This window comes from Variovorax sp. VaC1 (assembly GCF_043658315.1).
Classification (GTDB): domain Bacteria; phylum Pseudomonadota; class Gammaproteobacteria; order Burkholderiales; family Burkholderiaceae_C; genus Variovorax.
In genome coordinates, this window is the sequence record NZ_JBIGLT010000001.1 from 23,429 (window position 1) to 46,250 (window position 22,822).

Annotated in this window: 24 protein-coding genes; 11 read left to right on the plus strand and 13 right to left on the minus strand. The window is 68.0% G+C overall.

Annotated features, from left to right (window positions below):
* Positions 1 to 67 precede the first annotated feature (67 nt).
* The 7 genes from ACGLHS_RS00100 to ACGLHS_RS00130 form a co-directional block, all read right to left on the minus strand.
* The gene (locus tag ACGLHS_RS00100; protein ID WP_394475763.1) at positions 68 to 1,492 is read right to left on the minus strand and encodes a reverse transcriptase family protein; all 1,425 of its coding nucleotides are present in this window, start codon (positions 1,490 to 1,492) and stop codon (positions 68 to 70) included.
* A 243-nt stretch (positions 1,493 to 1,735) separates the two neighbouring features.
* Positions 1,736 to 2,596: a tryptophan 2,3-dioxygenase gene (kynA, locus tag ACGLHS_RS00105; protein WP_394475765.1), complete on the minus strand. Its 861-nt coding sequence runs from the start codon at positions 2,594 to 2,596 to the stop codon at positions 1,736 to 1,738.
* A complete protein-coding gene (gene kynU / locus ACGLHS_RS00110) occupies positions 2,593 to 3,879 on the minus strand; it encodes a kynureninase (protein ID WP_394475767.1) in 1,287 nt (428 codons plus the stop codon). Before kynU ends, kynA begins: the two co-directional genes overlap by 4 nt.
* 10 nt (positions 3,880 to 3,889) lie before the next feature.
* The gene (kynB, locus tag ACGLHS_RS00115; protein WP_394475769.1) at positions 3,890 to 4,540 is read right to left on the minus strand and encodes an arylformamidase; all 651 of its coding nucleotides are present in this window, start codon (positions 4,538 to 4,540) and stop codon (positions 3,890 to 3,892) included.
* 75 nt (positions 4,541 to 4,615) lie between these two features.
* Positions 4,616 to 4,930, minus strand: a complete 315-nt coding sequence (locus ACGLHS_RS00120; RefSeq protein WP_394475771.1) for a YkgJ family cysteine cluster protein — start codon at positions 4,928 to 4,930, stop codon at positions 4,616 to 4,618.
* A 25-nt stretch (positions 4,931 to 4,955) separates the two neighbouring features.
* Positions 4,956 to 5,888 carry an ornithine carbamoyltransferase gene (gene argF, locus ACGLHS_RS00125; RefSeq protein ID WP_093236637.1) on the minus strand — a complete coding sequence of 311 codons (933 nt, stop codon included), beginning with the start codon at positions 5,886 to 5,888 and terminating at the stop codon, positions 4,956 to 4,958.
* Positions 5,885 to 7,093: an aspartate aminotransferase family protein gene (locus tag ACGLHS_RS00130; protein WP_093236638.1), complete on the minus strand. Its 1,209-nt coding sequence runs from the start codon at positions 7,091 to 7,093 to the stop codon at positions 5,885 to 5,887. Before ACGLHS_RS00130 ends, argF begins: the two co-directional genes overlap by 4 nt.
* A gap of 161 nt (positions 7,094 to 7,254) precedes the next feature.
* Between ACGLHS_RS00130 and ACGLHS_RS00135 the strand changes: the two genes are divergently transcribed.
* Positions 7,255 to 7,602, plus strand: coding sequence for a DUF3579 domain-containing protein (locus ACGLHS_RS00135; RefSeq protein WP_093236639.1), 348 nt, complete (start codon positions 7,255 to 7,257; stop codon positions 7,600 to 7,602).
* Positions 7,603 to 7,778: 176 nt separating this feature from the next.
* Here the strand turns inward: ACGLHS_RS00135 and rpsT are convergent, their stop codons facing one another.
* A complete protein-coding gene (gene rpsT, locus ACGLHS_RS00140; protein WP_007831346.1) occupies positions 7,779 to 8,093 on the minus strand; it encodes a 30S ribosomal protein S20 in 315 nt (104 codons plus the stop codon).
* 117 nt (positions 8,094 to 8,210) lie between these two features.
* Here rpsT and murJ point away from each other — a divergent pair, with 117 nt between their 5' ends.
* The 7 genes from murJ (at position 8,211) to ACGLHS_RS00175 (ending at position 15,077) form a co-directional block, all read left to right on the plus strand.
* Positions 8,211 to 9,764, plus strand: a complete 1,554-nt coding sequence (gene murJ / locus ACGLHS_RS00145) for a murein biosynthesis integral membrane protein MurJ (RefSeq protein ID WP_394475776.1) — start codon at positions 8,211 to 8,213, stop codon at positions 9,762 to 9,764.
* Between the two features lie 62 nt (positions 9,765 to 9,826).
* A complete protein-coding gene (locus tag ACGLHS_RS00150; protein WP_093236641.1) occupies positions 9,827 to 10,678 on the plus strand; it encodes a SirB1 family protein in 852 nt (283 codons plus the stop codon).
* On the plus strand, positions 10,678 to 11,106 hold the full coding sequence (locus tag ACGLHS_RS00155; RefSeq protein ID WP_394475778.1) for a bleomycin resistance protein: 429 nt from the start codon (positions 10,678 to 10,680) through the stop codon (positions 11,104 to 11,106). The genes ACGLHS_RS00150 and ACGLHS_RS00155 overlap by 1 nt, the downstream gene beginning before the upstream one ends.
* Positions 11,107 to 11,247: 141 nt before the next feature.
* Positions 11,248 to 11,670 (plus strand): YciI family protein, encoded by a 423-nt coding sequence (locus ACGLHS_RS00160; RefSeq protein WP_093236643.1) that lies wholly within the window; start codon positions 11,248 to 11,250, stop codon positions 11,668 to 11,670.
* Positions 11,671 to 11,698: 28 nt separating this feature from the next.
* Positions 11,699 to 12,133, plus strand: coding sequence for a YciI family protein (locus ACGLHS_RS00165; protein ID WP_093236644.1), 435 nt, complete (start codon positions 11,699 to 11,701; stop codon positions 12,131 to 12,133).
* 2 nt (positions 12,134 to 12,135) lie between these two features.
* Complete coding sequence (locus tag ACGLHS_RS00170) at positions 12,136 to 13,422, plus strand: RNA polymerase sigma factor (RefSeq protein WP_394475781.1); 1,287 nt, start codon at positions 12,136 to 12,138, stop codon at positions 13,420 to 13,422.
* 47 nt (positions 13,423 to 13,469) lie between these two features.
* Positions 13,470 to 15,077, plus strand: a complete 1,608-nt coding sequence (locus ACGLHS_RS00175; RefSeq protein WP_394475783.1) for a M14 family metallocarboxypeptidase — start codon at positions 13,470 to 13,472, stop codon at positions 15,075 to 15,077.
* A gap of 27 nt (positions 15,078 to 15,104) precedes the next feature.
* Here ACGLHS_RS00175 and ACGLHS_RS00180 read toward each other — a convergent pair whose 3' ends face one another.
* The 5 genes from ACGLHS_RS00180 to purM form a co-directional block, all read right to left on the minus strand.
* On the minus strand, positions 15,105 to 16,100 hold the full coding sequence (locus tag ACGLHS_RS00180; RefSeq protein ID WP_394475785.1) for a GlxA family transcriptional regulator: 996 nt from the start codon (positions 16,098 to 16,100) through the stop codon (positions 15,105 to 15,107).
* Complete coding sequence (locus ACGLHS_RS00185; protein WP_394475787.1) at positions 16,070 to 16,684, minus strand: DJ-1/PfpI family protein; 615 nt, start codon at positions 16,682 to 16,684, stop codon at positions 16,070 to 16,072. The genes ACGLHS_RS00180 and ACGLHS_RS00185 overlap by 31 nt, the downstream gene beginning before the upstream one ends.
* Positions 16,681 to 17,253, minus strand: a complete 573-nt coding sequence (locus ACGLHS_RS00190; protein WP_394475789.1) for a cysteine hydrolase family protein — start codon at positions 17,251 to 17,253, stop codon at positions 16,681 to 16,683. Before ACGLHS_RS00190 ends, ACGLHS_RS00185 begins: the two co-directional genes overlap by 4 nt.
* A 158-nt stretch (positions 17,254 to 17,411) precedes the next feature.
* Entirely contained in the window at positions 17,412 to 18,506 is a 1,095-nt protein-coding gene (locus ACGLHS_RS00195) for an AI-2E family transporter (protein WP_093236650.1), read from the minus strand.
* Positions 18,507 to 18,554: 48 nt separating this feature from the next.
* A complete protein-coding gene (purM, locus tag ACGLHS_RS00200) occupies positions 18,555 to 19,595 on the minus strand; it encodes a phosphoribosylformylglycinamidine cyclo-ligase (RefSeq protein WP_394475792.1) in 1,041 nt (346 codons plus the stop codon).
* Between the two features lie 129 nt (positions 19,596 to 19,724).
* Here purM and hda point away from each other — a divergent pair, with 129 nt between their 5' ends.
* From hda to folK, 3 genes are read left to right on the plus strand one after another with little or no spacing between them, the layout of a single operon-like run.
* Positions 19,725 to 20,411, plus strand: a complete 687-nt coding sequence (gene hda / locus ACGLHS_RS00205; RefSeq protein ID WP_256327128.1) for a DnaA regulatory inactivator Hda — start codon at positions 19,725 to 19,727, stop codon at positions 20,409 to 20,411.
* Between the two features lie 27 nt (positions 20,412 to 20,438).
* Positions 20,439 to 22,046: a polynucleotide adenylyltransferase PcnB gene (gene pcnB / locus ACGLHS_RS00210; protein WP_394475795.1), complete on the plus strand. Its 1,608-nt coding sequence runs from the start codon at positions 20,439 to 20,441 to the stop codon at positions 22,044 to 22,046.
* Positions 22,043 to 22,705: a 2-amino-4-hydroxy-6-hydroxymethyldihydropteridine diphosphokinase gene (gene folK / locus ACGLHS_RS00215; RefSeq protein ID WP_394475797.1), complete on the plus strand. Its 663-nt coding sequence runs from the start codon at positions 22,043 to 22,045 to the stop codon at positions 22,703 to 22,705. Before pcnB ends, folK begins: the two co-directional genes overlap by 4 nt.
* Positions 22,706 to 22,822: the final 117 nt, after the last annotated feature.

A 22,822-nucleotide genomic window follows, 5' to 3' on the forward strand; every position in this document is an offset into this window, starting at 1 on the left:
AGTGATCTCCGTTGTTTCCAAAAATGTAGCGCTTTACGCAGACGGAGCAAGCCTTGCCACCTCTATTTCATGAGGGTGGTTGCGTCGTGTGCGGCGTCATCTGCGTCATCATGTGCGTCGTCATCTGCGGCCATTCGATGCGGTCGAACAGGCGCATCAGCCGGACCTTGCGGCCGGGGTTGAACTGCCCGATCCACGCGATGTGGCCCAGCAGGTGGCCGCGAAAGTCGCTCACCCTTGCGCGGTTCTGGCCCGCGGGGCCGTGCAGCACGCATTGATGCAGCACGGCTTTCAGCCGGTCGAAGTCTTCGCGCGGCGCATTCGCTTTCTGGTTGACGACCACGCCGGTCACGCGCTGCTGGTGGTGTTGCGGCATGCAGCGCACCTTGCGCGGATGAAGCGTGAAGCCTTCGTCGGCCGCGATGCCGCCGACCCAGGCCCTCAACGCCGTGAACTGGCTGCGCAGCGAGGCGGGCCCCGAGAACACGAGGTCGTCGGCGTAGCGCGTGTAGGTGGCACCGAAGACCCACGCCAGTCCTTCGAGCCGCAGGTCGAGCCGAAAGGCGCAGAGGTTCGCGAGCGCGGGCGAACACGGCGAGCCTTGCGGCAGATGCGGTGCGGCCAGGCGCCTGGCGCCCAGCCAGTCGAGGCCACCGTCGTCGCGCAGCCGTTCCACCACCGCGCTGTCGGTGCGGTGCGTGCACAGCGCGGTGAGGGCGCGCGCCACGCCCTCGGGGTAGCCCAGCGTGCGCCACGTCGCGTGCACGCGCGAGGCGCGAACGCTAGCAAAGAAATCGCACAGGTCGAAGCCGATCACCACCTCCTTGCCGGCGTGCGCGGCCGCGTGGCTGGCCACAGAGCGGCCCTGTACGAAGCCGTGCGCCGCTTCGTGCACGGGCACGTGTTGCAGCAGGTCGTCGAGGATGCGGCGCTGCACGCGCTTCAGGTCGGCCTTGGGAATTTCGAGCAGCCGCAGTCCGCCGAGGCGCTTGGGCTGCAACTGGTAGCGGTAGTGGGAGGCGGGGCGCGCACCGGCCACATTGGGCTCGCGAAAGGCCTGTGCCGCCGATGTGAGCCATGCCAGGCGCTCGGGCTCAAGCTCAAGCCACTGCGCGAGTTCGGCCAGCGTGGGAACGTGCGGCAAAGCGAAGTGGTCCAGGCCCATCGGCCGCGGCAGCATCTCCGCAGGCCGCAGGATGATTCGCCGGACGCGCGGCAGATCGTCCTGCGCGAAGGCGAGGTCCAGCTCGGGCATGTCGTGGATCGCCTTCGCCAGCGCGGGCAGGTCGGTGCGCCGCCATGTGGCTTGCGAGCGACTCCCGAGCGCCTCGGCGAAGGGCTTGAGCCACGGCGGGTCGGCGCCCAGCGTCGCGGCGGCCCGCGCACGCAGCGCATCGGGCGCGGTGCCGCCGGGCTGCCTGGCGTCGGCCAGCAAGGCCCGCGCAAGGTTGCGGGCCAGCCATTCCCTGTAGCTCAACGCGCGCATCGTCATGAAGGTGATGAGGCCGATCGATGAAGGTGGGCGGCAACCAGCCCTTCAACCAGCCGGTGATGCGCCAGCCGTGCTGCGCGTCAGCGCAGATCCGCTTGCGCGCCGGAACGTGTAGCCATCCATCCACCGCGGGGTTTCCCCGCAGCACAAGGCAGAACGACGAATCGCATCGCCCTGTCGAGTCTTGAAGTGCTGGTGCCGCGCGGATTGTAGGAGCCGTCGGTGCGCGCAGCCTTCAGGTTGCTAGAGGTCGGTGCGCAGCTTCCAGATTTCGGGGAACAGCACCACGTCGAGCATCTTGCGCAGGTAGCTCACGCCGCCGGTGCCGCCGGTGCCGCGCTTGAAGCCGATCACGCGCTCGACGGTCGTCACGTGGCGGAAGCGCCAGAGGCGGAAGGCGTCTTCGAGGTCGGTGAGTTTTTCGCCGAGCTGGTACAGGTCCCAGTGGTCGTGCGGGTTGCGATAGACGATGAGCCACGCCGCCTCGACGCCATCGCTGACTTCGTAGGGCTGCGTCCAGTCGCGTTTCAGCCGGTCGATGGGCACCGGCAGGCCGTGGCGTGCCAGCAGGCGCAGCGACTCGTCGTACAGCGAAGGCGCGCGGTAGGCCGCATCGACCTGCGCCAGCAGATCGGCACGGTGCGCGTGCGGCTTGAGCATGGCGGCGTTCTTGTTGCCGAGCGCGAATTCGATGCAACGATATTGCGCGCTCTGGAAGCCGCTGGAGTTGGCAAGGTAGGGGCGCATCGCCGTGTACTCGGGCGGCGTCATGGTCGACAGCACGGTCCATGCGCTCACCAGCTGTTCCATGATGCGGCTCACGCGGGCGAGCATCTTGAAGGCGTCGGCGAGCTTCTCTTCGGCGATGCAGGCGGTGGCGGCGTGCAGCTCGTGCAGCATCAGCTTCATCCACAGTTCGCTGGTCTGGTGCTGCACGATGAAGAGCATTTCATCGTGCGCGGGCGACAGCGGATGTTGGGCGTTGAGGATCTCGTCGAGGTGCAGGTAGTCGCCATAGCTCATGGACTTGCTGAAGTCCAGCTGCGCCTTTTCTTCGTGAACGATGTTCTCGGGGCTTTTCGCGGGGCTCTTGTCGGCGGTCATGTCACTGCGTTCTTGCGGTTGAATTCAGCGCGTCGCCACTCGCCGGTTTCGAGCACCTGCACGAGATGCTCGACCGAGTTCCATACGTCCTCGAAGCCGATGTACAGCGGCGTGAAGCCGAAGCGCAGGATGTCGGGCATCTGCGAATCGCCGGCGCGGTAGTCGCCGATCACGCCGCGCGCGATCAGCGCCTGCACGATGGCGTAGGCACCTTCTTCGCGGCTCAGGCACACCTGCGAGCCGCGCAACGCGTGGTCGCGCGGCGTGACGAGCGAGAGGCCCTGGCCGGCGCAGCGTTCTTCGACCAGCTGGATGAACAGGTCGGTGAGCGCGAGCGACTTGGCACGCAGCGCGGACATCGCGCCGTTGCCGCCATTGAAGGCCTCGGCCGCGAGCACCGTGTCGAGACCGCATTCCAAGCCCGCCAGCGCGATGATCGGCTGCGTGCCACAGAGGTAGCGGCCCACGCCCGGTGCGGGCCGGTAGTGCGGCGTGAACTCGAAGGGCGCCGCATGGCCCCACCAGCCCGAGAGCGGTTGCTCGAACTGGCCGGCGTGCCGCGCGTTGACCCATGCGAAGGCCGGGGCGCCCGGGCCGCCGTTCAGGTACTTGTAGCCGCAGCCGATCGCGTAGTCGGCGTTGCTGTCGTTCAGGGCCACCGGCACGGCGCCCGCGCTGTGCGCGAGGTCCCATACCGCGAGGGCGCCCACGGCGTGGGCGGCGGCGGTGATGGCCTTCATGTCGTGCATGGCGCCGGTGCGGTAGTTAACGTGCGTGAGCATCAGCACGGCCACTTCGTCGGTCAGCACCGAATCAGGGCCTTGCAGTTCGCTCGCTTCGATCAGCTTGAGCGTGAAGCCGCGCTCGCGGCACAGCGACTCGGCGATGTAGAGGTCGGTCGGGAAGTTGCTGCGCTCGCTCACCACCAGCTTGCGACCGCTGTCTTTTTGCTGCGAGAGCGCCGCGAACAACACCTTGTAGAGGTTCACCGAAGTGCTGTCGGTGCACACCACTTCGCCGGGTGCGGCGCCGATCAGGCGGGCCACCTTGTCGCCCAGGCGCTGCGGCAGGTCGAACCAGCTCGCGGTGTTCCACGAGCGGATCAGGCCTTCGCCCCATTCCTTCGTCACCACTTCGGCGATGCGCGCCGACGCGGCCTTGGGCATCACGCCGAGCGAGTTGCCGTCGAGGTAGAGCACGTCCCCGGGGATGGTGAATTGGTCGCGCAGGGCGCGCAGCGGGTCTTGCGCGTCGAGCGCGCGGCAGTCTGCAAGGGTCGTCATGGTGGAGGTTTCAGCGAGGAAGTTCGCGCAGCACGGCGCGAACGGGGGAGGCATCGGCGCTGACCAGCTTGAGCGGCAGCGCGATGAGTTCGTAGTCGCCCTCGGGCACGTCGTCGAGCACGAGGTTCTCGAGCACGCGCAGGTCGAGGCGGCGGATGCGTTGGTGGCTTTCCAGCGTCTTGCTGTCGGCCGGGTCGATGCTGGCGGTGTCGATGCCGATGAGCTTCACGCCCATGGCCGCGAGGCGCTCGACGGTGGCGGGTGCATAGGCCGCGAGTTGCGGGTCCCAGCGGTCCACCGGCATGGCGGTGTAGGTGCGCACCAGCACGCGCTGCGGCAGGTCGCTGTCGACGGCGTGGGCAATGTGCTCCCACTCGATCAGCGGGCCTTTGTCGATCGCGTGGATCACGCGGCAGGGGCCGAGGAAGGGCGTGAGGTCGACATGGCCGATGGTCTGGCCCTCGGGGTCGTAGTGCAGCGGTGCGTCGGCGTGCGCGCCGACATGGGGCGAGAGCTTGATCTCGCTCACGTTCACCGGACAGCCCGGCGAAATGGTCGCGGCCCAGCGCTGCTGGTAGGGCGTGTCGCCGGGAAACACCGGCGCGCCTTCATGCACGGGCGGCGAAATGTCCCAGATGCGTTGCTGATGTGATGGAGCCATGGCGCGAAGGTAGCGCCGGGCGAGGCGTCGTGGTGTCGGTTATTTCCAACACCGAACGTCACGAGATGAACCGGCTCAGTGCAGAGGCGACAGCGCCGGCAGCCCGTGCCGTGCCCGGGCCCGCTCGCAGGCGTCGCTGCCGGACTGCAGCTCGTGGCAGGGGTTGGGGCGCCATTCGTAGATGCCGCAGCTCACGGCCTGGCCGATCTTGCCGGTGAGGGCGGCGCAGCGCATCGGCGTGTGGTCGGTACCGCGCATGCGGCAGATCGCGTCGTTCACCATGACGGCGAGGCCGGAAGGCACCTTGCCGCCGTTGTCGTCGAGTTCATGCACGCTGAAGTCGACACGGTAGGCGGCGCAGCAGGCGCCGCATTGCTGGCAATCGGACATGCGGCTGCGCCTTTGGCCCGGAAGATCAGAGCCTGCCGAGCAGCAGGAACTCCATCAGCGCCTTCTGCGCGTGCAGGCGGTTCTCGGCCTCGTCCCACACCACCGATTGCGGCCCGTCGATGACCTCGGCCTGCACTTCCTCGCCGCGGTGGGCGGGCAGGCAGTGCATGAAGAGGGCGCCGGGCTGGGCGATGCGCATCATGTCCTCGTCGACGCACCAGTCGGCAAAGGCCTTGCGGCGGGCCTCGTTCTCGGCCTCGTAGCCCATGCTGGTCCAGACGTCGGTGGTGACGAGGTCGGCGCCGCGGCAGGCTTCCATCGGGTCCTTGAAGACCTTGTAGCTGTCGCCCGAGCGGATGCCGGCGATCGACTGGTCGACCTCGTAGCCGCTGGGCGTGCTCACGTGCACCGTGAAGCCCAGGATCTCGGCCGCCTGCAGCCAGGTGTTGGCCATGTTGTTGCCGTCGCCCACCCACGCCACCGTCTTGCCCTGGATCGAGCCGCGGTGCTCGATGTAGGTGAAGATGTCCGCCAGGATCTGGCAGGGGTGGAACTCGTTGGTCAGGCCGTTGATGACGGGCACGCGCGAGTGCGCGGCGAAGGCGTCGATCTTGGTCTGCTCGTAGGTGCGGATCATCACGATGTCGACCATGCGGCTGATGACCTTGGCGCTGTCCTCGATGGGCTCGGCGCGGCCCAGCTGGCTGTCGCCGGTGGTCAGGTGGACCACGCTGCCGCCGAGCTGGTACATGCCGGCCTCGAAGCTCACGCGGGTGCGCGTGCTGGCCTTCTCGAAGATCATGGCCAGCGTGCGGTCGACCAGCGGCTGGTGCTTTTCGTAGGTCTTGAACTTCTTCTTGATGATCGCCATGCGATCGAAGAGGTAGGCGTACTCGTCGGCGGTGAAGTCGGCGAACTGCAGGTAGTGCCGGATGGTGTTCGCGGTGGCGGTCGTCATTGGGGGGCGGGCTCCGACAGGAAGGCTTTGACGATGGGCGCGAGGATGGCGACGATCTCGTCGGCCTCGGCAATGCTCAGGATAAGCGGCGGCACGAGGCGGATCACCTTGTCGGCCGTCACGCTCAGCAGCAGGCCGGCGTCGCAGGCGCGGTTCAGGATCACGCCGCAGGGCCGGTCGAGCTCGATGCCGATCATCAGGCCCTGGCCGCGGATTTCCTTCACGCCGGGCAGGCTGCCGATCTCGCGCTCCAGCGCAGCCTTCAGGTGCGCGCCCACGGTGGCAGCGTTGTCGAGCAGCTTGTGCTCTTCCATGATGCGGATGGTCTCGACACCGGCACGCATCGCGAGCGGGTTGCCGCCGAAGGTGGTGCCGTGGTTGCCCGGGCCGAAGATGTTGGCGGCCTTGGGGCCGGCCACCACGGCGCCGATCGGCACGCCCGAGCCCAGGCCCTTGGCCAGCGGCATCACGTCAGGCTTGATGCCGGCCCACTGGTGGGCGAACCACTTGCCGGTGCGGCCCATGCCGCATTGCACTTCGTCGATCATCATGAGCCAGTCGCGCTCGTCGCACAGCTGGCGCACCTGCTTGAGGTAATCGACGCGCATCGGGTTGATGCCGCCTTCGCCCTGGATCGTCTCGAAGAACACGGCGACCACGTTCGGGTTGCCTTCGGTCGCCTTCTTGAGCGCCTCGATGTCGTTCAGCGGCACGCGGATGAAGCCCTCGACCAGCGGGCCGAAGCCGGCCTGCACCTTGGGGTTGCCGGTGGCCGACAGGGTCGCGATGCTGCGGCCGTGGAAGGCGGCTTCGTAGACGACGATCTCGGGGCGCTCGATGCCCTTGTCATGGCCGAACTTGCGGGCCAGCTTCAGGGCGGCTTCGTTGGCTTCGAGGCCGGTGCAGCAGAAGAAAGCGTTGGTCAGGCCCGAGATCTCGGTCAGCTTGGTGGCGAGCTGTTCCTGGCCGGTCACGTGGTAGTAGTTGGAGCTGTGGATCAGCTTGGTCAGCTGGTCCTGCAGCGCGGGCACCAGCTCGGGGTGGTTGTGGCCCAGCGTGTTGACGGCGATGCCGCCCAGACCGTCGATGTAGGCCTTGCCCGTGGTGTCCCAGACTCGGCAGCCCTGGCCGTGCGACAGTGCGATCGGCAGGCGACCGTAGGTGTTCATGACGTGGGGCGAGGTGGGCTGGGCGGTAGCGCTCATTCGGGTTCTCCAGATAGGGAACGCGGATTCTAGGCGCGCGGTTTGACGGCTTCGTTGAGGATTCCGCATTACAGCAATGCCCCATGTTCAGGATGCAAAAAGTGGCGCGGATAGAATCGCTTGCTGCACCGCAGCACCTGCTTCGGGCGCCTCATTCAACGATGATTTCCCCCACTGCCAAAGAAATCTTCATCCAGGGCATCACGCACGATGGCCGGACTTTCCGCCCCAGCGACTGGGCCGAGCGGCTTGCCGGTGTCATGAGCTCCTTCCGTCCCGGTGGTGCCTTTCCGGGCAGCTACCTGAGCTACTCGCCCTGGTGTGTGCCGACCACCATCAACAACGTGAAGTGCGTGGTGGTGAACCGTGCCCTGCGCGACGCCGAGCCCATGGCCTGGGACTTCTGCGTGAACTTCGCCCGGGACAACGACCTCCAGGTGGCCGAGGCCTGCCTCGTGCCCGACACGCCGCCTCCACCCAACGCCGCGCTCCCACCCAAAAAGGCCTGACTGACAGGCCTTTTTCTTTGAGGCCTCTTTTGAGGCTCCTTTTTTTGGCCGAAGCCGGCGCAGGAATCGAACGGGCATGAAAAAACCGCCCGAAGGCGGTTTTTTACACTTTGCTGCAGCGCACCCCGATCAAACGGCGGACCGGAGGATTCCGGTCCGGGCTTGCCTGACAGGTGTCAGGCGGCGGCCTTTTCAGGCGCGAGGGCGAGGGCCTTGACCTTGGCCGACAGGCGGCTCTTGTCGCGGGCTGCCTTGTTCTTGTGGAAGATGCCCTTGTCGGCGACGGTGTCGACGATGCTCTGGGCCTTCGCGAACAGTTCGCTTGCCTTGGTCTTGTCGCCAGCCAGAACAGCCTTTTCGACGTTCTTGACAGCGGTACGGTATTTGGAGCGCAGCGAGGTGTTCGCAGCGTTGAGCTTGGTGTCCTGGCGGACGCGCTTACGGCCGGAGGCGAGGCGCGGGTTCTTTTTCTTGGGCTTGGCGGATGCCATGATTTAGTTCCTTAGGTGTCTGAGGATGATGCAGCAAAGCCCTCCATTATAGGCCGGGTTGCCAATTCCTCCGAATTGCCCCATTTGGCGGCCTTTGCGGGCCCTACACTCGCCCCCGTGTCCCTGCTCAAATCCGCCTCCACCGTCTCCCTGCTGACTCTCGCATCGCGGATCACGGGCCTTGTGCGTGACGTGCTGTTTGCCTCGGTTTTCGGCGTCAGCGCGCTGACCGATGCCTTCAACGTCGCATTCCGCATCCCGAACCTGTTCCGCCGGGTCTTCGGCGAAGGCGCCTTCAGCCAGGCTTTCGTACCGGTGCTGGCCGGGCGCAAGACCGAAGCGGGCGACGAAGGCGCCCGGCAACTGATCGACCACGTCGCCACGTTGTTGACCTGGACGCTGGTGGTGGTCTGCGTGGTGGGCGTGGCGGCCGCGCCGCTGATGGTCTGGGCCATGGCCAGCGGGCTGGCCGGTTTCGATTCGGCGGTCGTCATGACGCGCTGGATGTTCCCGTACATCGGCTTCATGTCGCTGGTGGCGCTGGCGGGCGGCATTCTCAATACGTGGCGCAAGTTCGCGGTGCCGGCGGCATCGCCGGTGCTGCTGAACATCGCGCTCATCCTGTCGATCGTGATCGGCGCGCCGCTGTTCCGCAGGTACGGCATCGAGCCGATCTATGCGCAATGTGTGGGCGTGATGCTCGGCGGCGTGCTGCAACTGGGCCTGCAGATTCCGGCGCTGCGCGCGCTGGGCCTGATGCCGCGCATCGGCACCAGCTTCAAGGCGCTGGGCACCGCCTGGAAAGATCCCACCACGCGCAAGGTGATGAAGCTCATGCTGCCCGCCTTGTTGGGTGTGAGCGTGGCGCAGATATCGCTGCTCATCAACACGCAGATCGCCTCGCACCTCGCCACGGGCAGCGTGACCTGGGTGACCAACGCAGACCGCTTGATGGAGTTTCCGACCGCCATGCTGGGCGTGGCGCTGGGCGTGGTGCTGATGCCGCAACTGGCCGGTGCCCGCGCCGCCAAGGACGACGCGCGCTATTCGTCGTTGCTCGACTGGGGCCTGCGCCTCGTGGTGCTGCTCTCGGCGCCATGTGCCGTCGCGCTGCTGCTTTTCGCGCAGCCGCTGGTGGCCGTGCTGTTTCACAACGGCGCCTACCCCGACGACGCCGTGCGGCGCACCGCGCTGGCGCTGACGGGCTATGGCGTCGGGCTGATCGGCCTTGTGGCCGTGAAGGTGCTGGCGCCCGGCTACTACGCCAAGCAGGACACGCGCACCCCCATGCTGATCGCCGTGGGCGTGCTCGTTTTCACCCAGGTTCTCAATTTCTTCCTGGTGCCGGTGCTGCAGCACGCGGCGCTGACCCTGACCATCGCCATCGGTGCGCTGGTCAACGCGACGTGGCTGCTGGTCGGCCTGATCCGGCGCGGCAGCTACAAGCCCGAGCCGGGCTGGGGCAGGTTCGCGCTGCAGGTGCTGGCCGGCGCGCTGGCGCTGGCGGCCTTGCTGGCGTGGGGTACGCACCACTTCGACTGGATCGGCCTGCGCGGCCAGCCGCTGTACCGCATCGGCCTGCTCGCCGCGCTGATCGCCGGCTCGGCGCTGCTCTATTTCGCGGTGCTCACGGCCGTTGGCGTGCGCCCCCGCAGTTTCCTGCGTCGCTGAGGCTTCGCGCGAGCCGGAAAACACCGCCTTGACGCTCCCGGCGGGCTCCTCTACAAAGACACATGACGTTCAGCTTTCAGGTTCCTACCGCACTGGAATATTTCGAGTCGCTCGTCCGCAGCGACGAGCAGTTTCCATTGCTCGAAGCCGCCGCCAGCCTCGCGCAGGACGAGTACCCCGAGCTCGACGTGCAACAGGTGCTCGGCGATGTCGACCAGTTGCTGGCCCGCCTCAAGCGCCGCCTGCCGGCCGACGCCGCACCGCTGGCTCGGCTGCGCGCGCTCAACCAGTTCTTCTTCAACGACCTGAACTTCGGCGGCAACGTCAACGACTACTACGACCCCGACAACAGCTACCTGAACGCCGTGCTGCGCACCCGCCGCGGCATTCCGATCTCGCTGGCGGTGCTGTGGATGGAACTGGCGCAGGGCCTGGGCCTGCAGGCGCGGGGCATCGGTTTTCCGGGCCACTTCATGCTCAAGGTGACCTTGCCCAAGGGGCAGGTCGTGATCGACCCCTTCACCGGCAAGTCGCTCTCGCGCGAGGAACTGGGCGAGCGGCTGGAGCCCTACAAGCGCAGCAACGGCCTCGTCGGCGATTTCGACGTGCCGCTGGGCCTGTACCTGCAGCCCGCCAGTTCGCGCGAGATCATCGCCCGCATGCTGCGCAACCTGAAGGAAGTGCACCACGCGCAGGAAGACTGGCCGCGCGTCATCGCCGTGCAAGACCGCCTGATCGCGCTGCTGCCCAACGCCTGGGGCGAGTACCGCGACCGCGGCGTGGCGCACGCGGAGCAGGGCAACACGGTGTTCGCGGTGCGCGACCTCGAAACCTACCTGTCGAACGCTGAAGACGCCCTCGACATCGACGCGATCGCCGAGCGCGTCGCCACCCTGCGCCGAATGGCCAGCTGATGGACACCAAGGCCGGCGTCATTCCGGCGCCCGACCTGGGCACCCTGCATGAATTCCATGGCGTGCAGCCGGTGCTGCCGGTGTCGGACGTCTCGCGCGCCGCGCGCTGGTTTCGCGACGTGCTGGGCTTCGAGCTCGATTTCATCGCCGGCGAACCGCCCAGCTACGCCCGCGTGAAGAAGGGCGACCGCAGCTACGGCGACCCGGTCTACCTGCGCCTCTGGCAGTGCAACACCCGCGAAGCCCGGCCCTGGCGCGGCGAAATCGTGATCCACGTGGGCAAGGACATCGACGGCCTGCACGCCGCCTACGTGAAGCGCGGCGTGACCGTGATCGAGCCGCCGGTCTCCCAGCCCTGGGGGCTGCGCGAATTCGCAATCCGCGAGCCCGACGGGCACGTGCTGCGCTTCTGCGGCTACCTGCCCTGAGTGCGGCCGAGTTTTTGAAACACAAAATTACAAATAGACCGGCGTGATCGTGTCGATCCGCCTTGCGCTCGCGCGACGTGTGAACAGGAGCACGCGGTTTTCAGCGTCTCCCGACTCTCATCAACCTTCAGGAGAAACACCATGCGATTCATGATTCTGGTCAAGGCCAACAAGGATTCCGAAGCGGGCGTCATGCCCAGCACCGAGATCCTCACCGAGATGGGCAAGTTCAACGAAGAACTGGTCAAGGCCGGCGTGCTGCTGGCGGGCGAAGGACTGCACCCGAGTTCCAGGGGCGCACGCGTGCGCTGCGAAGGCTTGAAGCGCACCGTCATCGACGGCCCGTTCGCCGAAACCAAGGAACTGCTCGCCGGCTTCTGGCTGCTGCAGGTCAAGTCGAAGGAAGAAGCCATCGAGTGGATCAAGCGCAGCCCCTTCCAGGAAGGCGAGATCGAGATCCGCCAGGTGTTCGAAGCCACGGACTTCGGCGATTCGATGACGCCCGAACTGCTCGCGCAGGAAGAGCGCCTGCGCGCCGAGTCCGCCGCCAAGGCCGGCCGCTGAGCCTCGCACCGCACAAGGAGACATTGCCATGCGATTCATGCTGCTGATGATTCCCCACGGCTACGAAACCGCCGCGCCCGGCACCATGCCCGAAGACCTCGACGCAATGACCGCGATGATGGCCTACAACGAATCCCTGCAGAAAGCGGGCGTGCTGATCAGCTGCGACGGCCTGCACCCGCCTTCGATGGGCGCGCGCGTGAGCTTCAAGGGCCGCAAGCCGAAGATCGTCGACGGGCCATTCGCCGAAGCCAAGGAGGTACTTGGCGGCTTCTGGATCATCGACGTGGCCTCCCGCGCCGAAGCCATCGAATGGGCCGCACGCTGCCCCGGTGGCGAGAACGAAGTCATCGAGGTGCGCCAGGTGCAGGAGCTCGAAGACTTCTCGCCCGACCTGCAGGCTGTGGCCGGCACCTTCCCTTCGATGCAGACCGTGTCCGAGGACCAGAAAAAGAAGGGCTGAGCGTGGCGACCCGCGACGCCGGCGCCATCCATCGCGCGATCGAGGCGGTCTGGCGGATCGAGTCCGCGAAGATCATCGCCACGGTCGCGCGCATGGTGCGCGACGTCGGCTTGGCCGAAGAGCTCGCGCAAGACGCGCTCGTTTCCGCTCTCGAGCAATGGCCTGAAGAAGGCGTGCCCGACAACCCCGCCGCCTGGCTCACGCAAGTGGCCAAGCACCGCGCCCTCGACCGCCTGCGCCGCGGCCAGCTGGCCGAGCGCAAGGCGCCTGAGATCGGCCGCGAACTCGACGCGCAGCACGAGATGGCGCAAGCCGACTTCGCCGAAGCGGTCGATGCCGCGCTCGACGACGACATCGGCGACGACCTGCTGCGGCTGGTCTTCACCGCCTGCCACCCGGTGCTGTCGACCGAGGCGCGCGTGGCGCTCACGCTGCGGCTGATGGGCGGCCTGACCACCGACGAAATCGCCCGCGCCTTCCTCGTGCCCGAAGCCACGGTGGCGCAGCGCATCGTGCGCGCCAAGCGCACGCTGGCCGAAGCGCGCGTGCCCTTCGAGGTGCCGCGTCGGCATGAACTCGAAGCGCGGCTCGCCTCGGTGCTCGAAGTGCTCTACCTGATCTTCAACGAGGGCTACGCCGCCACCGCCGGCGACGACTGGATGCGCCCCGCGCTGTGCGACGAAGCCTTGCGCCTGGGGCGCATCGTGGCTGAGCTGGTGCCCGGCGAGGCCGAGGTGCACGGGCTGGTGGCGCTGATGGAAATCCAGGCCTCCCGCACGGCCGCGCGCGTGGGCGCCTCGGGCGAGCCGGTGCTGCTGCTCGAACAGAACCGGGCGCGCTGGGACCAGATGCTGATCCGCCGTGGCTTCGCAGCACTCGCGCGCGCCGAATCGCTCGGCGGCGCCTTCGGTCCCTATGCGCTGCAGGCCGCCATTGCCGCCTGCCACGGCCGCGCACGCACCGCCGGCGAAACCGACTGGCCGCGCATCGCCGCGCTCTACGACGCGCTGGCCGAGCTGTCGCCGTCGCCCATCGTCGAACTCAACCGCGCGGTTGCGCTGTCGATGGCCTTCGGACCGGCCGCCGGGCTGGAGGTGGTGGACGCGCTGATGGGCGAGCCCGCGCTGCAGGGCTACCACCTGCTGCCGACCGTACGCGGCGACCTGCTTTTCAAGCTCGGCCGCCTCGACGAGGCGCGCAAGGAATTCGACCGCGCCGCCTCGCTCACCCGCAACACGCGCGAACGGGCGCTGCTGCTGGCGCGCGCACGGGCGTGCACTCCGAACTGAACGCCTGCTGAAGCCGCGGCAGCCTGGGCGAGAGGAAAATGCGCGCCATGCGCCGCATCCTTCCCTTCCGCCTCCTGTGCATCCTTGGCCTGACCTCTCTGTCGGCCGCATCGGCCTTGGCCCAGTTTGACCCTGCCAAGGTGTGGGTCGAGCCGCCAGCCATTGCGGCGCGCTTTCCCGATCCGCCCGTGAGCTACGCCACGCCGGGCTTTCGCGCCGGCCGCACCGATTTCGCTTCGCATGCCGAGGTGCTGACCTTTCTCGATGAGCTGGCGCGCCAGTCGCCGAACGTGCGCGTCGAGCGCCTGGGCGTGTCGCAGCAGGGGCGCGAGATGCCGCTGGTGCTGCTTGCCGACCAGGGCCGCATCGATCCCGCGCGGCCCACCGTCATGGTGATCGGCCAGCAGCACGGCAACGAGCCGGCCGGCGGCGAAGCGGTGCTGGCCCTGGCGCAGCAGTTCGCCAGCGGGCCGGGCGCGGCGCTGCTGCAGAAGGTGAACCTCGTGCTGCTGCCGCGCGGCAACCCTGATGGCGCGGAGCATTTCACCCGCGTCACCGCCAACGGCATCGACGTGAACCGCGACCACCTGCTGCTGCGCACGCCCGAAGCCCGCCTGATCGCGGCGGCCACGCTGCGCTTTCGGCCGCAGGTGGTGCTCGACCTGCACGAGTTCACCGTCGGCGGCCGCTGGATCGACAAGTTCGGCGCGGTCATGAAGTACGACGGCCTTTTGCAGCCCGCCACCGTGGGCAACCTCGACGCCGCCATTGCCGCGAGCGCGCAGCGCGACTACATCGACGCCATCCAGGCCGCGTTCACGCAGGCGGGGCTGCAGGGCTTCAAGTACCACACCACTTCGGGCGGCAAGAGCGCCGACCGCACCGTCTCGATGGGCGGCGTGCAGCCCGACACCGGCCGCAATGTGAGCGGCCTGCACCAGGCCGTGAGCCTGCTGCTGGAAGTACGGGGCGTGGGGCTGGGCCGCGCGCATTTCGCCCGTCGCGTGTACACGCAGGTGCTGGCCGCCACCACCGTCATCGAGACGGCGGCGCGCCAGGGGCCGGCGCTGATGCAGCTCACCGCGCAGGCCGGCCAGCGCGCGAAGGCCGACGCCTGCCATGGCGACCTCGTGGTCGAGGCCTGGCAGACGACGACGCGCCAGCGCCTGGACTTTCTCGATGCGAAGAGCGGAGAAGAAAAAGCGGTCGATGTCGAGTGGCGCGCGGCCGAGCCGCTGAAGATCGCCAATGCGCGCCCGCGCCCGTGCGGCTACCTGCTGGCGGCCAGTGAAACGGTGGCTGTGCAGCGGCTGCAGCTGCTGGGCGTGCGTGTCGAGCGCATCGACAGCGCCGCGCCGTGGCAGATCGAGCGCTACGAGATCCTGTCGCAGAGCGACGGCCAGCGGCAGGACGCGCGCGGTGCCATCGAGGACGGCGAGGCGATCCGCGCCTTCCGCGTGCGGCCAAGGATGGGGCGGGCCGTGATGCCGCCGGGCAGTTTCTATGTGTCGCTGGCGCAACCGCTGTCACCGTTGATCAGCGCTGCGCTGGAGCCCGATTCGCAGAACAGCTATGCGGCCAACCGCCTGCTGGAGATCGGCGACGACAAGCTGCTGCGCGTGCCCGGTCCCGCGCCCGCGGGCGTCTGGCACTGAGCGCCCTGGGCGCGCCCAGGGCACCCGTCAGGTTTTCAGCGGCGAATTCGCCTCGGACGGCGACCCCGGCAAGCCGAACTGGTGCCACGCGCGACGCAGTTGCGTGTCGGAGCCGAAGCCCGACAGCTCCGCCGCCCGCGTGACGTTCGCGCCCGAGGCCAGCGCCAGTTGCGCGGCCGCCAGCCGCAGCCGGCGCAGGTATGCCAGCGGCGCCACGCCCGCATGCTCCACGAACAGGCGCGTGAGATGGCGCGCCGAGGTGTGCGCCACCTCCGCCATGCGCGGCACGCTCCACTCGGCCTGTGGCTGTTCGCTGACCGCGTCCTGCACCCGGTGCAGCGCAGCGTGCAGATGGTTGCGGTAGGCGAGAAAGGGCGACAGCTCCGGGTCTTGCGGGCCGCGCCGCAGCGCCACGACCATGGTCTGTGCCACTTGGGCCGCGAGGGCTTCGCCGCAAATCTCGCCGATGCGGTGGAGCACGAGGTCGATGCCGGTCGTGACGCCCGCGCTGCTGTAGAGCGGTGGGTCGATCACGAAGACGCGGTTGGCCACCACGTCGCAGCGCGGCTCCACGGTGCGCAGTTCGTCCAGGTGATGGTGGTGTGTGGTGGCACGCCGGCCCGCGAGCGCGCCAGCGTGGGCCGCGAGCACGGCGCCTGCGCAGATCGTCACCAGTTCCAGCCGGTCGCGTTCGAAGCGCAGGCCGCGCAGCCAGTGCAACAGGTCTTGCGCCTCGGGGTTGTCGATGGCGATGCTGTTCCCGGGCAGGCCGACCAGCACCACCCAGGCCGGGCCGTCCCACTGTATGGGCAGCGGCGCCAGCCCGGCGAGCGCGACGCCGACCGAGCTGAGCGAATCGGGCCGGGGGCTCGCAAACTCGATCGTGAAGCGCTCGGGCTGGCCCATGGCGCGCAGCCGCTGGTTGGCGATGCGCAGCGCCTCGGCCGGTCCGGCCCAGTCGAGCACCAGGCTGCCGGGCAGGAGCGCGAAGACTACGCGGATGGGCTGTTGTTGCGGGTCCATGCGTAGTCCATCTGGCGTGCGGTGCGCTCGGCCAGTTCGCGTCCGGCAAGGCGTTCGACCAGGTGCAGGCTCATGTCGATGCCCGCGCTGATGCCGGCCGAGCTGACGACGCGGCCGCTGTCGACCCAGCGCACGCCTTCGCGCACGTCGAGCTGCGGAAACTGCGCGCGCAGGTCGGCGATGTCTTCCCAGTGCGTGGTGACCGCTTCGCGGGTGACCACGCCGCTTTTTGCGAGCAGGAAGGCGCCGGTGCAGACCGATGCCACGAGCTCTGCGCCGGCTGCGCTCTTCGCGATCCAGCGCAAGGTGTCGGGGCAGGCCATCGGCACATCGACCACGCCACCGGGAACGATCAGCACGTCGGCTTTCGGGCTGCCTTCGAGCGTGTGATCCGCCAGCAGGCGAAGGCCGGCGCGCGCCTGCACGGGCGATGCCTGCGCGACCGAGGCCACCTCGAACGGTGCGGCCGTGCCGGGCTGCATCCGCTGGCTGACGCGGCTGGCGGTGGTGAACACCTCGCAGGGGCCGGCGAAGTCCAGCGCCTCGACGCCGTCGTAGGCCAGGATCAGCACGCGCAGGCTCATGCGCTGGCCTTCGCGCTGGCACGTTCCAGCGCCTGCGCCACGCTGCAGACCGTGGCGAACCGGCCGTGCAGCACGGTGGCGGTGCGCGCCTTGATGTCGGCGGCGGCCAGCGGCTGGCCGTCGGGCTGGGTCATGTCGAAGGTGAGGGTGGCGTCGGTCACGTAGTCGACCTCCCAACCCAGGTCCGAGGCATGGCGCGTGGTGGTTTCGCAGCATTGCTCGGTGCGGATGCCGCTCACGATCAGCCGGCCGATGCCGTTCTGCGTGAGCCAGATGTCGAGCCCGCTGTTGACCAGCGCGCTGTGCCGGTGCTTGGTGAAGGTGGCCGTGGCCTCGAAATCGGCCAGGCCCTCGATGGGGCGGATGTGGCCCGATTCGACCGCGAAGGGATTGCTCGCGTCGGCCGGTTCGTCGACATGGAAGATCCGCACGATCGGCGTGCCGGCGGCAACGCAGCCTGCAATGAGCGCGTTCTGCGCGGCGAGGTAGGGGGCGGCCTGGCGTTCGTCCCAGTAGGGGCGCTGGCGAAACGACGCCTGGGCGTCAATCACAATCAGACAGGTTTTCATGGCGGTGGCTCGCAAGGGCGGAATGGATGATGCCGCCTATTCTTGTGCGTTGCCAGCCCAAGGGTCCGTTCGGGAGCGGACCAGAATCGATCAGATCAGGACATCAGGACATCAGGACATCGGGCCATCAGGACGAAGCCCTGAAGGCCGTGGCTCCTTCAGACCAGCGCCGCCGCCTGCAGCTCTTTCTTCAGGTACGCGTAATACAGCGGCGCCGCCACCAGACCGGCCGGCCCGAACACCGCCTCGGCCACGAACATCACGGCCAGCAGTTCCCACACGCTCATCTGCGTGCGTGCGCCCACCACCTTGGCGTTGATCACGTACTCGGCCTTGTGGATCACGATCAGGAAGATCAGGCAGGCCAGCGCCGTGACCGGCGACACCGACAGGCCCACCAGCGTGATCACCGAGTTGCACACCAGGTTGCCCACGATCGGCACCAGCCCGGCCAGGAAGGTCAGCGTGATGAGCGCCGGCGTGTACGGCAGGTGCGCGCCCCACATCGGCATGATGAAGAGCAGGAAGATGGCGGTGAGCAGCGTGTTGAAGGCCGCGATCCAGAACTGGGCCGCCACGATCTGGCCGAAGGCCTCGCCGAAGGTTTCCACGCGCTGGTGCAGTTGTTCGGCCAGCGGCTTGCGGCGCAGCGGGGCTTGCGCGACGGCGGCAAGGCTGCCGACGATCAGGCCCACATAGGAAAAGAGCAGCCCGTGCAGCCAGGCCCGCCCGGCCATGGCCAGCGAACCGGCCTGCGCGCGCAGGTAGTTGGCGATCACGCGCTGGATCTCGGCCGCGCCCTCCGGCAGGTACGCCGCGATCTCGCCCGGCAGCTTGGAGCGCAATTCGAGGATGGTGCGGGCCGTGTAGTCGAGCAGTTCGCGGTACTGGTCGGGCGCATCGACGATGTATTCGCGGGCCTGCGACAGCAGCAGCGTGACCAGCGCGATCGGGCCGAGCAGCACGAGGATGACGGCCAGCACGCCGGCCCAGCCCTCGGCGTGCTTGGCGAGCGGCGGAACGCGCTTGAGGCCGCTGGTCAGCACGCGCGCGAACCAGCGGGTGGCCAGGAAACCGATGCAGACGCACAACAGGCCCGGCAGCAGGTGTTCCCACATCACCAGCAGCAGCGTCCCCAGCATCAGCAGGTAGCTTGCGATCATCACGCCGCGCGAGGCTGTCACGCGTGGGATGGGGGCCGTGGAAGCCGCGGAAACGGCCGTCGTGGAGGGTTGTTGCGGCTTCTTGGCCATCCGGGGTGCGGGTGCTCTGCTCAGGAAAATGGACGGAGCAGCCGGCGGTCAGCCGACGACCACCGCGGCGCCTTCGCCGCGCGCGGCGATCACGCCGATTTCATGCACCGTTTCACCGGCGGCACGCAGGGTGGCGGCACAGGCGGCGGCTTCGGCCGCGTCGATCACCACGACCATGCCGATGCCGTTGTTGAAGGTGCGGTTCATCTCGATGTCGTCGATGCCGGCCACCTTCTGCAGCCAGGCGAACAGCTCGGTCTGCGGCCAGCTTCCCTTCTTGAGGTGGGCGGCCGTGCCTTCGGGCAGCACGCGCGGGATGTTTTCGAGCAGGCCGCCACCGGTGATGTGGGCCAGGGCCTTGATCGGATGCTTGGCCAGCGCTTCGAGCACGGGCTTCACGTACAGGTGGGTGGGCTCCATCACGGCTTCGCGGAAGGGCTTGCCGTCGAGGGTGGAGGGCAGGTCGGCGCCTGCGCGCTCGATCACCTTGCGCACCAGGCTGAAACCGTTGGAATGCACGCCGGCCGAGACCAGGCCCAGCACCACGTCGCCGGGCTTGACGTTCTGGCCCGTGAGGATCTTCGACTTTTCGACCGCGCCGACCGCAAAGCCCGCCAGATCGTATTCACCGGCCGGGTACATGCCGGGCATTTCAGCGGTTTCGCCGCCGATCAGCGCGCAGCCCGAAAGCTCGCAGCCGCGGGCGATGCCGCCAATGACCGCGGCGGCGGTGTCCACGTCCAGCTTGCCGCAGGCGAAGTAGTCGAGGAAGAACAGGGGCTCGGCGCCCTGCACCAGCACGTCGTTGACGCTCATGGCCACGAGGTCGATGCCGACGGTGTCGTGCATGTTCCATTCGAAAGCCAGCTTGAGCTTGGTGCCCACGCCGTCGGTGCCGCTCACCAGCACCGGCTCTTTGTAGCGCTTGGGCACTTCGAACAGGGCGCCGAAACCGCCGATGCCGGCCAGAACGCCTTCGCGCAGGGTCTTCTTGGCAAGGGGCTTGATGCGGTCGATGAGGGCGTCGCCAGCATCGATATCGACACCTGCATCCTTGTAGCTGAGCGGGGTGGGCGTGGAGGAAGTCATGGGCGGTCGAGGTCGAGAAGGGGGCGAACAGAGGGCGAAGGGGAGGCGCCGGTAACCGAGGCGGCCGGGCCGATAGAATTCCTCACGATTTTAAGGGCCCTCGCGGCCCCCTCCATGAACCTTCCCGGGATGAAACAGCTCGCGCTCGATATCGGCATTGCGACGGGCCCCAGCTTCGACGCCTTTTTTGCCGGCCCCAACGAGGCCGCGCTGAGCCACCTGCAACTGTGGGCGGGCAGCGCCGGCAGCCCTGTGCTGCACTCGCCGGTGCCAACCTATCTTTGGGGCGAAAGCGGCAGTGGCAAGACCCATCTGCTCGAATCGGTGCGTGTCGCACTGCGCGAGCAGGGCGCCAGCGTGGGCTGGCTCCACGCCGGCCTGCTGGAGCCGCCCGAGTTCGACGAGCGCTGGGGCGCCGTCCTGCTCGACGACGTCCACCTCTACACCGCGGTGCAGCAGCACGCGGCCTTCAACTGGTTCGTCAACGCCCAGACACTGCAGCGCGGCGTGGTGGGCGCGGGCGCCTTGCCGCCGGCCGACCTGCCGTTGCGCGAAGACCTGCGCACCCGCCTCGGCTGGGGCCATGTCTTCCATCTGCAGGTGCTGAGCGAAAGCGAACGCCGCGCGGTGCTGCGCCAGGCGGCCGATGCGCGCGGCGTGATGCTGTCCGACGACGTGCTCGACTACATGCTTCACCGCTTCAGCCGCGATCTGGGCAGCCTGATGGAGCTGCTCACGCAGCTCGACGGCTATGCCTTGCAGACGCAACGCGCGATCACGATTCCGCTGATCCGCTCCATGCTCGAGAACGAATAAAAGAGCGAACAAGGCTTTCAACCAACAATGATCAAGAAATTCATCGACAAGCTGCTCGGCAAGACCGCCGGCAGCACACAGGGCAAGAGCCGCTTCGGCAAGCGCCAGGAGGTGCCGGCAGAGGTTCACAAGATCGATCCGGCCCTGGTCGACGAACGCGCGAAGAACGTGGTCACCACGCTGCAGCAGGCGGGCTACGAGGCCTATGTGGTGGGTGGCGCGGTGCGCGACCTGCTGCTGGGGCTGCGCCCCAAGGATTTCGACGTGGCCACCAATGCCACGCCCGAGCAGGTCAAGTCGCTGTTTCGCCGCGCCTTCATCATCGGGCGGCGCTTTCGCATCGTGCACGTGGTGTACGGCCGGGGCCGCGAGCATGAGGTGATCGAGGTCTCGACCTTCCGCGCCTACATGGACAACACCGCCGCCGAGCAGGTGGCGGGCAACGAGCGCACCAGCAAGGGTGAGCTGGCCAGCATGAAGCACGCCGTGGACGCCAGCGGTCGCGTGCTGCGCGACAACGTCTGGGGCCCGCAGGAAGAAGACGCGGCGCGCCGCGACTTCACCGTCAACGCCATGTACTACGACCCGGCCAACCAGGTCGTGGTTGACTATCACAACGGCATCAAGGACGCCCAGAAGCTCACGCTGCGCATGATCGGCGACCCGGCCACGCGCTACCGCGAAGACCCGGTGCGCATCATTCGCGCCATTCGCTTCTCGGCCAAGCTCGCGGCCCTGGGCTTCAAGATGGAAGCCAAGACGGCGGCGCCGCTGATCGAGTCGAGCAAGCTGCTGGCCGACGTGCCGCAAAGTCGCCTGTTCGACGAAATGCTCAAGTTGTTGCAGACCGGCCATGCGATTGCCACGGTCGAGCAACTGAACAAGCTGGGGCTGGCCAAGGGCATCTATCCGCTGCTCGATGTGGTGGTCGAGCGTGCCGACCAGCCCTTCGTGAAGGCCGCCCTGCAGGACACCGACCGCCGTGTCGGCGAAGGCAAGCCGGTTGCGCCGAGCTTCCTGCTGGCCTGCGTGCTGTGGGCCGACGTGCGCGACGGTTGGGCCCAGCGCCAGGAAGGCCAGCGCGGCCAGCGTCCGCAGGCGCCGTTCCCGGCGCTGCAGGATGCCATCGACGACGTGTTCAATGCCCGCATCGGCGACGTGTCGGGCCGCGGCAAGCTGGCGGCCGACATGCGCGAGATCTGGATGATGCAGCCGCGCTTCGACAAGCGCACCGGCTCCACGCCCTACAGCCTGGTTGAGCAGGCGCGTTTTCGCGCCGCCTTCGACTTCATGCGACTGCGCGCTGACGTGGGCGAGGTCAGCGAGGCGATTGCCGAGTGGTGGCAAGAGTTCAGCACCGCCGACGACCTGCGCCGCCAGGACCTGCTGGAGCAGGTGCGCGAAGAGCAGAAGGTGCGCCAGCGCGTGCGGGTGCGCGAGACCCCGGCGCCGAAGCCCCGCAACAGCGAGCCGGCCGCGCGCCGAAACGAGGAGGCCGAGTCGGACGACGAAGTCGAAGCCGTTGCCGTGCCGCCCGATGGCGAAGCCGCCGCGCCGCGCAAGCGCCGTCGCCGTCGCAAGCCGCGTCCCGCAGGTGGTGGCGGTGAGGGCGGCGGCAGCGCCGCGAGCGAATGAGCGCGTCCGACCAGCCGAAGAGCGGCAAGAAGAAGAGTCCTGCGGCCAAAACCGTCGGGGCCGGCAAGGCCAAGCCTGCGCCGTCACGCGCGGGCGGCGCCAAGCCACCGGCGCCTGGCGCCAGAAGCGGCCCGCCCGCGCGCCGTGCGCCCGCCAGCGCCCCGGTGCGTCGTCCGCGCGGCCCTCGTGAGGACTACCCGACCGTGCAGGCCTTCGTGGCCATCGGTGCCAACCTGGGCGATGCCGAGGCGTCCGTGAAGGCCGCCATGGCCGCCATCGGTGCACTGCAGCGCACGCAGGTGACGGCCCGTTCGTCGCTCTATCGCAGCGAGCCGGTGGATGCCGAAGGCCCCGATTTCATCAATGCCGTGGTGGCCGTGCGCACCGGCCTGGATGCAGAGCAGTTTCTCGTGGCATTGCAGCGCCTCGAAACGCTGGCGGGCCGCGAACGGCCCTTTCCCAATGCACCGCGCACGCTCGACCTCGACCTGCTGATGCACGGCAATTCGGTGATCGATACCCCGACGCTGACCCTGCCGCATCCCCGCATGCGCGAGCGCGCCTTCGTGCTGAAGCCGCTCGCCGAAATCGCACCCGACAAGGTGCCGCGCGCGGCGTTGGCGCGCGTCACTGGCCAGGTGGTCAAGCGCATCGTCTAGCGCTGCAGACGGCCGTCGGTGTGCCGCACATCCTGGACCTTCATGCGGTCGTGCTGTTGATCGTGACGCGTCGTATGGAGGGGATTTGCGCTGGCTGGCATCTGCCGGTGTTGCGCT